The organism is Butyricimonas synergistica DSM 23225 (genome assembly GCF_000379665.1).
Taxonomy (GTDB): Bacteria; Bacteroidota; Bacteroidia; order Bacteroidales; family Marinifilaceae; genus Butyricimonas; species Butyricimonas synergistica.
Genome location: NZ_KB903369.1, coordinates 196,915 through 211,099 on the forward strand (window position 1 = coordinate 196,915; position 14,185 = coordinate 211,099).

9 protein-coding genes are annotated in these 14,185 nt (G+C 41.2%); 8 read left to right on the forward strand and 1 reads right to left on the reverse strand.

Annotated features, from left to right (window positions below; all coding sequences use genetic code 11):
- Nucleotides 1–32: 32 nt before the first annotated feature.
- Nucleotides 33–1,406, reverse strand: a complete 1,374-nt coding sequence (locus tag A3CY_RS0116170; RefSeq protein WP_026207770.1) for an MATE family efflux transporter — start codon at nucleotides 1,404–1,406, stop codon at nucleotides 33–35.
- 123 nt (nucleotides 1,407–1,529) lie between these two features.
- Here A3CY_RS0116170 and A3CY_RS0116175 point away from each other — a divergent pair, with 123 nt between their 5' ends.
- The 8 genes from A3CY_RS0116175 (at nucleotide 1,530) to A3CY_RS0116210 (ending at nucleotide 14,151) form a co-directional block, all read left to right on the forward strand.
- A complete protein-coding gene (locus A3CY_RS0116175; RefSeq protein WP_026207771.1) occupies nucleotides 1,530–2,090 on the forward strand; it encodes an RNA polymerase sigma-70 factor in 561 nt (186 codons plus the stop codon).
- 79 nt (nucleotides 2,091–2,169) lie between these two features.
- Nucleotides 2,170–3,348, forward strand: a complete 1,179-nt coding sequence (locus tag A3CY_RS22230; RefSeq protein ID WP_018338980.1) for a FecR family protein — start codon at nucleotides 2,170–2,172, stop codon at nucleotides 3,346–3,348.
- A gap of 171 nt (nucleotides 3,349–3,519) precedes the next feature.
- Nucleotides 3,520–6,918: a SusC/RagA family TonB-linked outer membrane protein gene (locus A3CY_RS0116185; RefSeq protein ID WP_018338981.1), complete on the forward strand. Its 3,399-nt coding sequence runs from the start codon at nucleotides 3,520–3,522 to the stop codon at nucleotides 6,916–6,918.
- Nucleotides 6,919–6,935: 17 nt separating this feature from the next.
- Nucleotides 6,936–8,462: a RagB/SusD family nutrient uptake outer membrane protein gene (locus A3CY_RS0116190; RefSeq protein ID WP_018338982.1), complete on the forward strand. Its 1,527-nt coding sequence runs from the start codon at nucleotides 6,936–6,938 to the stop codon at nucleotides 8,460–8,462.
- A 15-nt stretch (nucleotides 8,463–8,477) separates the two neighbouring features.
- On the forward strand, nucleotides 8,478–9,182 hold the full coding sequence (locus A3CY_RS22235; RefSeq protein ID WP_018338983.1) for a DUF4843 domain-containing protein: 705 nt from the start codon (nucleotides 8,478–8,480) through the stop codon (nucleotides 9,180–9,182).
- Nucleotides 9,183–9,198: 16 nt separating this feature from the next.
- On the forward strand, nucleotides 9,199–10,842 hold the full coding sequence (locus A3CY_RS0116200) for a PKD-like family lipoprotein (protein ID WP_026207772.1): 1,644 nt from the start codon (nucleotides 9,199–9,201) through the stop codon (nucleotides 10,840–10,842).
- Nucleotides 10,843–10,892: 50 nt separating this feature from the next.
- Complete coding sequence (locus tag A3CY_RS0116205; RefSeq protein WP_018338985.1) at nucleotides 10,893–11,819, forward strand: ABC transporter ATP-binding protein; 927 nt, start codon at nucleotides 10,893–10,895, stop codon at nucleotides 11,817–11,819.
- A 10-nt stretch (nucleotides 11,820–11,829) separates the two neighbouring features.
- A complete protein-coding gene (locus tag A3CY_RS0116210; protein WP_018338986.1) occupies nucleotides 11,830–14,151 on the forward strand; it encodes a Gldg family protein in 2,322 nt (773 codons plus the stop codon).
- Nucleotides 14,152–14,185 lie beyond the last annotated feature (34 nt).

The window sequence follows — 14,185 nt, forward strand, 5'->3', positions numbered from 1 at the left end:
CACGTAATCCGCATGGTTTTAACCTCCTTTTTTCACGAAATCCTGATTTCGTGAGGCCGGAAAAGTTTCTTCTGCACGACGTGGTAAGCGATGAGGACAGCCATACCCGTGACGATCCACGAGATGGGATAGATGACCATTAGGGCTTGGAAGCTGGGTAAGAGGGGACAGATGACGTAGACCCAGAATAGGCGCAACACGCAGGTGCCGAATACCGTGAGTATGGCAGGGAGCATGGAATACCCCAATCCCCGGAGAGCCGCCCCGGCAATCTCGTAGGAACAGGCGATGCTTTGTGTCAACAGGACAATCTCCATGCGGATGGCGGCAAACCGGAATACCTCGGGGCTGGAGGTGAAGATGCCGATAGCGAGTTTCTCTTGCCAAACGAAGAGCCCGTTCAGAAGGGCACAGGAGATGACGCTCAGTAACATCGTCTGGCGGAATACTTTCTTGCAACGTTCAATTTGTCCGGCCCCGTAGTTCTGGCTGATGAAGGTGACTGCCGCTTGGCTGAAGGCGTTGACGACGAAGTAGCAATAATACTCGTAGGTGAGGGCGGCGGCAGAACCGGCGATGGCATTTGAACCGAAGCGGTTGGTGGCTGCCTGAATGAAGACGTTGGCGATGGAGAATACCATGCCTTGTACCCCGGCGGGGATGCCGATTTGAAGCATTTTCCGTAATTCGGGGCGGGATATTTTAATATCTTTGATTTCGAGCCGGAAAGGTTCTTGCTCGTGTAAAAGAATGTAGATGACCATGCCGGCGCAAAACATGTTGGACACGACGGTTGCGATGGCGACCCCGGCAACACTCATTTTGAAAACGATAACTAATAATAAGTTTAATGCCGTGTTGATCAATCCGGCTATGACGAGGCAATAGAGAGGGCGTTTCGTGTCGCCCATGCTGCGAAGGATGGCAGCCCCGAAGTTATAGATCATGAAAAATGGCATTCCCAGGAAATAGATGCGTAGGTACAGGACTGCCAAGTCGAGCACGTCATCGGGTGTGTCCATCATTTCCAGGATGGGGCGGGCGGAGAACAATCCGATCGCGAGTAATAGTATGCCGCTTGTCAGCGTGACCACGGAGACGGTATGTATGGCATTCTTGATGCCGCGTTGATTTTTTTGCCCGATATAGTTTGCTATGACGACGCTCGCCCCGACAGATATTCCCACGAATAGGTTAATCATCAGGCTGATGACCGAACCGTTGCTTCCCACTGCAGCCAGAGCTTGGCTACTGGCAAATTTACCCACGACTGCCACGTCTACCGAGTTAAACAATTGTTGTAATATACTGCTCGCTGCCAGTGGCAAGGCGAAGAGTAAGATTTTGTTTAACAGGCTGCCATGCAGCATATCCATGCGCACCGTTTCACGTGATGATTGATCCATTGTTTTTTTGATGAATTTTTCGAGATGCAAAAATACGGTAAACAATTTGTTTTTGTAAGAGGGTGGGCTTTGTTTATTTATTAAGAATGGTATATATTTGTCGAAAATTCTATGGGTGTGAGAATGAATGATTCAGAACAAGATATTATTCAACGTATCAACGTGAAAGATGAGAAGGCTTTCCATGATTTGTTCATGAGGTTTAGAAGTTATCTTGTATTGTTTGCCATGCGGCGTGTCGGACAATTGGAGGTAGCGGAGGATATTGTGCAGGAGGTGTTTATCACGGTATGGGAAAGTAAAAAAGTTTATAATTCTTACCAGGGTTTTAAGGCGTATTTGTATGATCTGGTGCAAAATCGGTGTTTGAATTATTTGAAGCATAAGACGGTTGAAGAGAAGTATGTTTCTTACGTGAAAGTCACAGAGGAGGAGGTCGAGAGGGAATATGATTTGATGCAGGAAGAGATTTACCGGGAATTGTATCTCGCTGTTCGGGAATTGCCGGAAAAGTGCAGAGGTGTTTTTGAATTACATCTGGAAGGGAAGAAAAATGATGAGATTGCCGAAATATTGGGAATTTCGGTTCTTACCGTGAAATCACATAAACAAAATGCTATCCATTTTTTGAAGGAGAGAATAGGGAATCTGTTCCTGTTGTACTGGTATGTACATGAAATTTGATTTTTTTTGAAAAATAATCGAATTTCATTTGCTACTTTTTCCTACCCTTGTTGTATATGGTGTAAAATGAAGATACGACATGGAGTTATACAACGAAAATATCGCCCGATTAATACAACGTTCGTTACTGGGTGAGCTTACAGAGAGAGAGAGGCAGGAGTTAGAGGCGTGGCTGAAGGATTCAAGGGAGCATGGTGTTCTTTTTAATAAGGTTAAAAGGGACATGCGTGTTTCCGTTGAGAGTCCGGTGTTCTGTTCGTTGAATGATGAGTTTGCTTGGTTGAAATTTAAAACAATAACGAGGAAAAGAAAAAGACAAGTGGTTATTTGGCAAATGTTGAAGTATGTCGCGGTTATTGCGGTTCCATTAATAATTTCGGTATTTTGGTATTTGGGACAAAGGGACAATGTCGTCAAGTTGGCTTCTCGGTCTAGCGAAACCATTGTTCCGGGCGAGAGCAAGGCAGTGCTGGTTGCCGCAGATGGGAAGATTCACGAGTTGAACGGGAAACAAGAACAACAGGTGATAGAGGTGGGGGAAGGAGTTTTGGTTAAGCATGGTGGAAGTAATTTGGTGTATGATTCTGTGGTTGCGGCAGAGCATGAAAATATATTAGAGATGAATACGTTGAGGATTCCGAGAGGAGGAGAGTTTCAATTAACGTTGTCGGACGGAACGGTTATTTATTTAAATTCGGCAACAAAACTGAAATATCCCGTGGCGTTTAATGGTAAAGAGAGAAAAGTGTATTTATCGGGAGAAGCTTATTTTGAGGTGGCAAAAGATGTTGAACGACCGTTTTACGTGGTGACGGATGAGTTGGAGATCCGGGTCTACGGGACGGAGTTTAATGTGGATACACGTGGAAAGGGAGGCGTGCGAACCGTGTTGGTTAACGGTAAGATTGGAGCTCGTGACCGACGTGGAAAATATGAGGTGCTAATGAAACAGGGAGAGTTGGCTACACTGGATCGGAAGACCGGAGAGATTGTCTTGCGGGAGGTGGACGTACGTCGATATATTGCCTGGAAGGATGGTTTTTTCGCTTTTGAAGAGGAGAGTTTGGAAGAGATCATGAATACCCTTTCGTTGTGGTATAATGTGGATGTATTTTTTCAGTCGGAATCAGTGAAAGGATTAGTTTTCACGGGGTATATGAGAAGGTATAGCGACGTGATGGATATCCTTGATGCGATCACGGATGTTGTGGATGTGCATTTTGATGTAAATGGAAGAACGATTATTGTGTCGAAATAAGAAAAAACGGAAAGTGTTGGAGACTTTCCGTTGAACTTTAATATTAACCAATAAACTTCAGTTGGAGTGAGGCTTATTGAATGTTTAACTATTCTAATTGACAAATGTATGAAAAAAAAACGATTATGTCCTCGATTTTATCGAAGACGTGTGAAAAAATTTAAGGTGATTATGAAACTGTGTTTTTTATTGATTTGTGGTTTTACCTTTACTCTTTCCGCTAATTCGTTGGCACAAAGGGGAAAAGTTACTTTTGATCTGAAGAATGTTACGGTAAAAGTATTGTTGGATGAAATTCAGAGACAAACCAAATTATGTTTCCTTTTTAACCCACAGCAGACGGATAAGTTGGGAAAATTATCATTACGAGTAAAAAATGAAACAGTAGAGGACGTTTTAAAATGTGTTTTAAAAGGTTCGGATTTGACTTTTAAATTTAGGGATGAGCTTATAATAATTATGCGGAAGGGGGAAGAGAAAGACAAGAATAAAGAGAAAACAATTGTAGCGCATGGAATAGTAAAGGATACAAAAGGGATTCCCTTGCCAGGAGTAACGGTGATGATTAAAGGGACCTCGTTGGGTGTTGTTACAGATGTAAAGGGCGTGTTTAAGATTGCATTGCCTCAAGACACGGCAACACTTGTTTTTACTTTCGTGGGAATGAAGACTCAACGTGTTGTATTGAAAGCAGGTGAAGAGCGAAAAGATTTGAGTATAGTGATGGAAGATGATGAACAGAAAATTGATGAAGTGGTGGTTACTGGATATATAAATATCAAAAAATCTAGTTTTACGGGGAGTGCTACTCACGTGAAAAAAGAGGATATCATGAAAGTGGGGGCTTCAAATGTGATAGATATTTTGCAGGTATTTGATCCTTCTTTGCGTGTGATGAGGAATAACGATATGGGGTCGGACCCCAATACGTTGCCGGAATTTTATGTACGAGGTCGTTCAGGAATTTCTAATGTAAGAGAGTTGGATGTGTTGGAAGCGGAAGATGTGTCAAAGTATGCTTTAACCAATAATCCGAATACGCCGATTTTTATATTGGATGGTTTCGAGGTTTCCGTGCAGAAGATTTATGACATGGATCTTAACCGTATTAAGGATATCACAATTCTAAAAGATGCTGCTGCCACGGCTATGTACGGTTCCCGCGCTTCTAACGGAGTGATTGTGATCGAAACGGTGGCTCCTAAACCGGGCGAATTGACAGTGAATTACAATGGTAATTTAGAGATTACGGCTCCTGATTTGAGCAGTTATAACTTGATGAATGCTAAAGATAAATTAGCGGCAGAAGTTGCTGCCGGTTTATTTGAACCGGAAAATGCAATTTCTTATGAAAGTAGTTGGGATAGTTGGTGGAGAAGTGCTTACAGTGCTTATATCAAAAAGTTGAATTACGTGTTACAAGGAAAGGATACCTATTGGTTGTCACAACCATTGCAGACGCAGTTCAATCATAAACACAGTGTGTACGTGGAGGGAGGGGCTGAGAATATTCGTTTTGGAGTGGAGTTGCGTTACGATAATCAAAACGGTGTTATGAAGGAATCTTATCGCGATCGTATTGGTGCCGGATTGACATTGGATTATCGTTGGAAGGGGTTGCAAGTGAAAAATCAAGTGAACTACAACGTGATGAAGAACGAGAATTCTCCTTATGGTTCTTTTTCCGATTATTCCCGTAAACAACCTTATGCTTATTGGTTGAATGACGATGGTTCATGGGTGGAATTGATTTCTAACGGGGCAACTTCTGTTAAGAATCCGTTATATGAAGCCAAGCAGGGAAATTTCAGCAAGAACGGATATAAGGAGTGGACGAATAATTTGTCTGTCAATTGGTTCTTTAATGATCATTGGATGGTTAAAGCCCAAGTGGCGGTTACTTTAAATGACGCTTGGACGGAAAATTTTACATCTCCAACTTCGGGTACTTATACTGAACGGGGGCAGTTATTCAGTAAGGGTGAATTGACAAAAACCGAAACGAAAACTAATAGTTGGGATGGGAATGCATTTCTTTCTTACAATCGTTCGATAGGAATACATAATATAAACTTCTCTGCCGGTACAAATATTAAATCAACGAGTACGAAGTATATTTATTCTCATTATCGTGGTTTTCCGGATGCGGACCATCATTCCGAGGCATACGCTTACGAGATCGTGAAGAAGCCCACGATGTCGGATAATGAAACGCGTTTGTTAGGAGGATTTGCGATTTTGAACTATAGTTTGAATGATATCTATTTGTTTGATGCTTCTTATCGTTTTGACGGTTCTTCCGAGTTCGGTACAGATCGTAAATATGCTCCTTTCTGGTCATTGGGAGCGGGATTGAACATTCACAATTATCAGTATATGCAAAAGTACGGCTGGTTGAATAATCTGAAAGTTTCTGCCAGCGTGGGAGAAACCGGTAAATCAAATTTCCAGCCTTATGTAGCTCGTAATACGTTGAACGCGATGTTGGATGACTGGTATCCAACCGGAATCGGAGCTTCTTTGGTGGCGATGGGAAATGAAAACTTGACGTGGGAAAAATTGTTGACGTGGAATTTCCGTGCGGATATCGGGTTGTTCAATCGGGTGATGATAAAGTTTGATTATTATATCAAGAATACGAAAGATTTGGTGACAGAAGTTTCTTTGCCGCTTTCTTCCGGGTTCTCGGTCTACACGGATAACATTGGGGAAGTCGAGAACAAGGGATTCGAGGTGGATGTGAATTGGCGCGTGTATTCTACGAAGGATTGGGATGTTTCTCTTTTCGGAAACTTGGCGCATAACAAGAATAAATTGAAATCTATTTCCGAAACATTGAAACGATATAATGAGCGGATTGATGAATTTTATGCCGGGTACAAAGAGATTGCGGAAGGTTCGAAAATGCAAACGATCATGAGTACCATAAAGAAAAACGAACCGTATATGAAGCCTTATATGAAGTATGAGGAGGGAAATTCGCTGACGGCAATCTATGGAATGAAATCTATCGGTATAAACCCGGCGGACGGACAGGAAATCTACGTAAAACGTGATGGAACTTTGACTTATGATTGGTCATCTGTTGAACAACAAAAAGTGGGGGATTCAGAGCCTTGGGCGCAAGGTGCTTTCGGTGTTAATTTGCGTTGGCGAAATTTCACTATGTACACGACGTTCCTGTATGAATGGGGTGGAGATGCTTATAATAGTACTTTGATCAGTAACGTGGAGAATGTGGATTTGAACGCTTATAACGCTGATTACCGGGTGGTGTTGGATAGATGGCAGGAGCCGGGTGATGTGAGTCCGTTAAAGGCGTTGAAGGATCGGTATAATGTGACTCGTCCGACATCTCGTTTCGTGCAGAAAAATAATTTCGTGAACTTCAATTCCTTGTCTTTGAGTTATGACTTTAATCGCGAGTTAATCCGTCGTGTGGGACTGAGTACATTGAAATTGCAATTTAACATGAAGGATATCGACACGTGGTCGACCATCAAGCAAGAGATGGGGTTGTCTTATCCGTTTGCCCGGACGTTTACATTTACGTTGAATGCTAGTTTCTAACTAAAACAAAGAGAGAAATGAAAAAGTTAATATATCTGTTATTATTATTGCCTCTAGGTTTCTTCAATTCGTGTGATGAGTTCCTGGATGTATCTTCCAAGCAGGAGATGCTGCAAGATGAAACTTTTGAATCGCAAAATGGTGTTCATATGTACGTGAACGGGGTTTATCGTTTGTTGTCTGAAACTTCATTATATGGACGGGAATTAACATGGGGGCTAGCGAGTGTGTTGGGAAATAATTACAATTCTACCTCTTCAAGTAATTTGGGTACGAACTATTATAATGCTTCTAGATATACGTGGGAGTATTCTGGAGTACAAACAATTATGACTAATATTTGGGCTAAAGGATACAATGTGATTGCTAATTGTAACAATATTATTCAAGAGATTTCCAAGAAAGACACTTCCTTTTTCGAATTTGGAAGTATGGAGAAGAATATGATTTTAGGTGAGATGTATGGCATTCGTGCCATGATGCATTTTGATTTGTTACGTTTGTTTGCTCCTGCTCCGGTGACGAACCCGACAGGGTTAGCAATGCCTTACGTGACCACTTATCCGGATCATCAGCCTGAACACAAGAGTGTGAATGATGTGCTTGCAAGTATTATTGCCGATATGGAGAAAGCAAAAGGGATTTTGGCCCCGGTGGATACTATTTTTTGTTTGAGTTGGAACCAAAGTACTTCCGGACGGATCTACCAGTCGAGCTCGTATTCATCCGCTCCGCCTAATGATTTTGTAAGTTATCGGGGAATGCGGATGAATTATATGGCGGCTACGGGATTGTTGGCACGTATGTATCTTTATAAAGGGGATTATGACAAGGCTTATGAACGTGCGCTGGAAGCACTGGAATTTGTTGATGCCGGGTGGTATAGTTGGACAAGTAGTAGTTATCAATATTCATCTAATGCGGCTAGCCAATATCCTAAACGTTTTGACGAGTTATTACTTTGTTTTTCCAATAACAATAGCTATGATAACTGGGAAGCTTATACGACGGGTTCTTATGCCAAATGTTTTGTGATGAATGCTAATTACTTGGCATCTCTGTTTAAGGGAGATGAGGATGATTATCGTTTGCGCGGTATGTATGGAACGAATGGCGTGACCGGTCGGTACAACAATAATAAGCGTTGGTTGGTATGGGAACGCCCGCAATCCACTTCATCTTCGGTGTCTGCCTCTGTGAGTGATCAAGGTCCGCTATTGCCGTTATTGCGTTTTTCTGAATTGTATCACATTCAATTGGAATGTATGTTGCTGCACCGTAATGAACGACGTGAAGCCATTGAATTGCTGAATACCATGCGTGCAAAGCGAGGGTGTAAGTTGAAGATTGAACAAGAGACGACAAAAGAGGTATTGCTTGAAATCTTGTATAACGATATTATTCGAGAAACCTTGACAGAAGGGCAAACCTTTTTTATGTTCAAACGATTGAATCGGGATATTTATAACGGAGCTACTAATATAGAGATGAAACCTGAAAATTGGTATGCACCGCTTCCTGATGGCGAAACTTCATATTTATAATAAAATAAAAGTGTTATGAGAAAGTATTTGATTTATATTTTATTTTTATCGTTTTCGTGGAGCGTGAGCGGGTGTTCCGAAGATGATATTAAGTTATATAGCGACAAGGATTATATCCTGTTCACGAAATATATTCAAGATTCCACCAGTTTCTCTTTTCTTGCTTATCCTAACGTGGAACAAGCAGAGTATAAGTTGGAAGTAAAGTTGATAGGACTTCCCTCAGACAAGGATCGGGAATACAAGATTTCCGTGATGAAGGATTATACTGATACTCCGGATGGTACTTATATATTACCGGAAAAGTTTGTGATGGAAGCCGGTCAAGTGGTGGATACTTGTGTGATTGTTTTTAAAAAGACACCGGAACTCTCTAGCGTAGCCCGTCGTTTGACGTTGTGTCTGGAAGAAACTGAAGATTTTGCTTTAGGGCAAGCAGATCGTTTAGTGGCAATTATCAACGTGTCGAATATTATATTTAAACCGGATTGGTGGAACTCTACCGTGGAAAAAACTTGGTTGGGTAAGTATTCTGATATGAAGTACGAGTTATTTATCAAGATAAATGACGGAAAAGTAAACGTGAATGTTAATGATGCCAACGAGATTCGAACCTGTACACTGAAACTGAAAAACTACTTGAAGCAGATGGCGGAGAATGATCAGACCGTGTACGAGAAGGATGGTACCGAGATGAAGGTCGCTTATATTGGAGGTTAATTTTAAATAGGAAGATATGAAAAAGATAACGAAGTATATGCTATTATGTCTGATCGTCTTTGCGTTCGGGGCATGTTATGAAGATAAGGGTCATTATGATCATATTTATTCGAACATTGAAAAACTTAATTGTTATTCGAAACAGAATGTGTCTACGGTGACGTTGGGAGATACGGTAAAAATTTTCCCCACGATTACATGGGTGAATCCGGAAGTTGATACATTAGCTTATGATTATTTTTATGTTTTTAGTGGTGATACAATTTGTAGAGAACGGAATCTGATAATTGTTCCCGATGAAGTTGGTGCTCACATCGGTTACTTGATAGCGCAAGAACGTGCCACGAAACTGATGACAATGGTGAGCGTGAGTTATACCGTGAATTCACGTTTCAAGACCGGTTGGTTGATCTTGTCTGAAAAGGAGGGAAGGACGGCTTTGTCAATGCTTATTCAAACCCGGAATTATTATAATCTGGATGAAGGAGATGAGGGGTACGTGGATTACGAGAATGGTGATATCACGGAAAGTGGAGAGGTGTATGGCGGAGGGTATTTGTGTTCTTGGGAAGATGGTATCGATCTTTATCAAGAATTGCACCCGGATAGTCCGTTGGGTAGTAAACCGGTTTCCGTGGATATGGGTTGGGTCGGTTACAGTAATGATTACGCTGAGATCGTGGTAATCCAAGAGAATGGTGATAATTGGGTGTTGAATGCAAATGATTTTTCTAAATATTATGCTTTTAATGAAGATTTCGGTTCCGGGGTTGCCAGAGCTTTTGAACCGGTTCAGTTTATCGATGCGCTGACTTCTCACTATATGGTCGGGAAAGACGGATCTATTTATTGGAGAAAAATCGATGCATCAACAATGGATTCAAGACAATGCCGTTGGGAGAATCTGCTTTATTTCGGTAATAATGGGAAAATCACGAAAATATTTGATACATGGATCTATAAATTGGGAGCGATGCTGGTATATGATGAAACAAATAAAGCTATTATACCGGTTACTACGGTTGCACAAACTAGTGAATCTGCAGCGGCTCGTCTTTTGGATATAACTTATGGAGAAACGATACCGGATGGCTTTGTACTACTAGGGAATACCGGCGAGTATACTCCGGTTTATGTGGCTAGTATAGGATCATCCAGTGATTACAATTCATCGACACTATTTATGCTGTTGAAAAAGGGAGATAAACTTTATTCACAACAGTGCTATGCTTACGTGGATTATTATTCCGGTGTTTTTAAGATTTCTAAAATGCAGGCACCCGTAGAATTCCCGGCTGATGGTAAAGTGAATGAAAATTCAATTTACATGAAATGTAAATACGATAGTGATTATATGTTTGTGGCAGAAGGTAGCAGGTTGTATTTCTATGAAATGAGTATTCCGGAACGAGGTTTGAGATTGTTCAAGGATTTTGGTTCAAGGATTACAAGTGTTACTGAAAATCCGGCGAGTTGGATGATAGGTGTGGCGTTGGAAAATGGAGAGTTCCACTTGTTGGGTACGTACGATCGTTTCTTTACAGGAGAAGGTTTGGGAGAGCAAGCGACTTATCACGTGACAAAAGGTTTGGGTAAAATTACGGATGTCGTTTGGAAACCTAGTAGTTATGTCGGTTGGGCTTTCGGTTTCAATTACTAGTATTTGGAAAATGTATTGTGTGTGAAATTTAAATATGTGAATTAAGATTTATGGAAAAACCAATTGTAAAAATTGAAAATGTTTCTCATCGGTATAGTGTACAATGGGCAATACGGGATATTAATTTTGAAATACCTACCCGGGGAATTTATGGATTGCTGGGTTCAAACGGTGCGGGGAAGTCAACATTGATGAATATTCTTTGTGGCGTGTTGAGACAGACTGAAGGAGATATTTTTATAAAGGGAATAAATACAAAAGAAAATTCCGTTGCGGCGAAGCGTTTGATAGGTTTTTTACCTCAGAAACCTCCTTTGCATATGGACTTGACGATAGAGGAGTTCCTTTATCATTGCGCGGGAATTCGACTTATGCCTGATAGCGAGATTCCGGGAGCGGTGGAAAATGCTTTAACTGAGTGTGGGTTATTGCATTTCCGGAATCGCTTGATTCGTAATCTTTCGGGTGGTTACCAACAACGGGTGGGTATCGCTCAAGCAATTATTCATAGTCCCGAGTTGATTGTATTTGATGAACCTACAAATGGTTTGGATCCGAATCAAATTCTTGAAATCCGCAATCTGATAAAAAAGATTGCGGAGAACAGAACTGTAATTCTTTCAACCCATATGCTTACCGAAGTGCAAGCGATATGTAATCATATTCTTATGGTGGAAGAAGGTCATATGGTGTTCTCGGGTAGTGTGGATGAGTTTGACAATTATATTACCCCGAACACCGTATTCGTATCTTTACTTGATGCTCCGGCCCCGGAAGTGTTGATTGAAGTTCCCGGGGTAACAAGAGTGGAAGAGTTGGGGGGAACGAAGTTCCGGTTGATAGCCTCGGACGTGAATGATGTTATCGAACAAATGGTGGAATATAGTTATAAAAATGCTTGGCGCTTGAACGAGATACGCGTAGAGAAAAGTTCGCTTAATGCCATTTTTGCAGAATTGTCTAAAAAATCAAAGTAAAGGAAGAAATATGAAAGCTATAAAAAGAATTGCCCTGACGGAATTGCAGACTATGTTTTATTCACCTATAGCATGGTTCATCTTGATTATTTTCACGTTTCAGGCCAGCATGACGTTTGTGAATGCGTTTGAGGGGTATGTCGTTTCTCAAGAATTGGGACGTTACGTTTATAATGTGACCATGGGGACTTTTACCAATCCTTGGCGTGGGGGATTGTTTCCCGAAATTCAAGGGTATTTATACTTGTATATACCTTTATTGACCATGGGTATCATGAGTCGGGAGTTGAGTAGTGGATCAATCAAGTTGCTTTACTCGTCACCAGTGACGAATTTTCAGATTGTTATCGGGAAATTTATTTCAATAATGATTTATGCGCTTGTGATGATTGCGGTACTTGGTCTGTTCGTTATTTATGGTGTATGTTTCGTGCATGAATTTGATTTACCTCCGGTATTGGCAGGGTTGCTAGGGCTTTACCTGTTGATTTGTGCGTATGGAGCTATCGGGCTTTTCATGTCATCCTTGACCTCTTATCAGGTGGTTGCAGCGATGGGTACCTTTGCGGTATTTGCCGTGTTGAATTACGTGGGTGGTATGTGGCAGGATATCGCTTTTGTGCGGGATATCACGTATTGGTTGTCAATTCGAGGGCGTTCAGGTGAATTTATCAACGGTTTGCTTTGTAGCGAAGATGTAATTTACTTTTTGGTTGTTGTCGTTTTGTTTCTGACTTTTACTGTAATCAGGTTGACCGTGATACGTAAGAAAAAAAGTTGGTTCGTTAGTACTTCTTGGTATTTCTCGGCGATATTGATTGCTGTGTCGATTGGGTATTTGAGTTCTCGACCTACATTCATGTGTTATTATGATGCTACGCGGACTAAAGTAAATACCTTGACTCCGAATAGTCAGGAAATCGTGTCCAAGATGAAAGGGAATTTGACAATTACCACTTATGCCAACGTGTTGGATGAAGATCGATTTTTGTGGTATGGCTTCCCGAAAAGTGAGTTGAGCGATATCAAACGTTTCAAGCAATATACTCGTTTTAAGCCGGATATCAAGATGAAATATGTCCGTTATTATGCCAAAGGAAATAACGAGGAGGAGTTGAATAAGCGTTATCCTACTTTGAATGATCGCGAGAGGATGGTGAAAATCACCCAGAATTATGGTGTAGACTCTTCTATTTATCTTGATGTGAATGAAGTGAGCAAATTGGAAGATTTGTCGGGTGAAAATTATCGTTTCGTGCGAGTATTGGAAAGAGAGAATGGGCAGAAGGCATTTTTGCGTATTTATGATGATATGTATGTGTTCCCGTTCGAGACGGAAATTACCGCGGCTTTTAAACGATTGCTGATGGATTTGCCGCAAGTGGGATTCGTGGAAGGACACGGAGAACGTGATTGTATCAAACAAGGCGATAGAGATTATAATCGTTTTGCACAAGATAAGCCTTTCCGCTATTCTTTGATTAATCAAGGTTTTGATTTCAGACAAGTTACTTTAGACGAAGAAATTCCTGAAGATATCAATATTTTGGTTATCGCGGATGTGAGGGAGGTTTTGCCGGAAGCACATCGGAAGAATTTGGATGCTTATATTGCCCGGGGAGGGAATCTTTTGATAGCGGGAGAACCTAAGCGTCAGAAGTACATGAATCCTCTTGTGGAGCAATTCGGGGTTCGTTTTATGTCGGGACGTTTGGTGAGTCCAAGTGAGAATTTTCAGTCGGATTTTATCATGTCCAAGGTAACAAAAGAGGCAGCCGAGTTTTCTTACGAACTAAAAGACATGTATAGATATGGAAACGTGGCAACGATGCCTTCTACCGTGGGCTTGGATTTATCCGGAATACCGAATAGCGGTTTCAAGGTAACAGTATTGTTAGTTACTGATTCACTGAAAACCGTTTGGAATGAGGTTGAAAGTACGGACTTTGTAGATGAAATACCTGTGATGAATCCGGATAAGGGGGAGGTCGAATTGAATCAGGTTCCAACTATGGTTGCTCTTTCTCGCGCCGTGGGGAACAGGGAACAGAAAATTATTATCTTGGGAGATGCGGATTGCTTGAGTAACGGAGAGATCAGTATTTCTCGTAATGGGGTAGGAGCATCCAATTATTCTTTAATTACTTCCTCATTCTTTTGGATGTCAGATGGAGAAGTGCCTATTGATGTTCGTCGTCCGAAACTTCCAGATAATAAAGTCTATGTTACTAAGGGTGGAATGACTGTAACAAAAATTGTGTTGATAGGAGTAATTCCATTGATGTTGATTTTGTTTGCAAGCGTAATATGGATAAGAAGGAGAGGACGTTAATGTCTGGTTATAAAAAAAACCGCCTTGCTGAAAG

Bases quoted from the DNA above. Each gene is read 5' to 3' on its own strand.
- A3CY_RS0116170 (WP_026207770.1), bottom strand. From the start codon at position 1,406: ATGGATCAATCATCACGTGAAACGGTGCGCATGGATATGCTGCATGGC.
- A3CY_RS0116175 (WP_026207771.1), top strand. From the start codon at position 1,530: ATGAATGATTCAGAACAAGATATTATTCAACGTATCAACGTGAAAGAT.
- A3CY_RS22230 (WP_018338980.1), top strand. From the start codon at position 2,170: ATGGAGTTATACAACGAAAATATCGCCCGATTAATACAACGTTCGTTA.
- A3CY_RS0116185 (WP_018338981.1), top strand. From the start codon at position 3,520: ATGAAACTGTGTTTTTTATTGATTTGTGGTTTTACCTTTACTCTTTCC.
- A3CY_RS0116190 (WP_018338982.1), top strand. From the start codon at position 6,936: ATGAAAAAGTTAATATATCTGTTATTATTATTGCCTCTAGGTTTCTTC.
- A3CY_RS22235 (WP_018338983.1), top strand. From the start codon at position 8,478: ATGAGAAAGTATTTGATTTATATTTTATTTTTATCGTTTTCGTGGAGC.
- A3CY_RS0116200 (WP_026207772.1), top strand. From the start codon at position 9,199: ATGAAAAAGATAACGAAGTATATGCTATTATGTCTGATCGTCTTTGCG.
- A3CY_RS0116205 (WP_018338985.1), top strand. From the start codon at position 10,893: ATGGAAAAACCAATTGTAAAAATTGAAAATGTTTCTCATCGGTATAGT.
- A3CY_RS0116210 (WP_018338986.1), top strand. From the start codon at position 11,830: ATGAAAGCTATAAAAAGAATTGCCCTGACGGAATTGCAGACTATGTTT.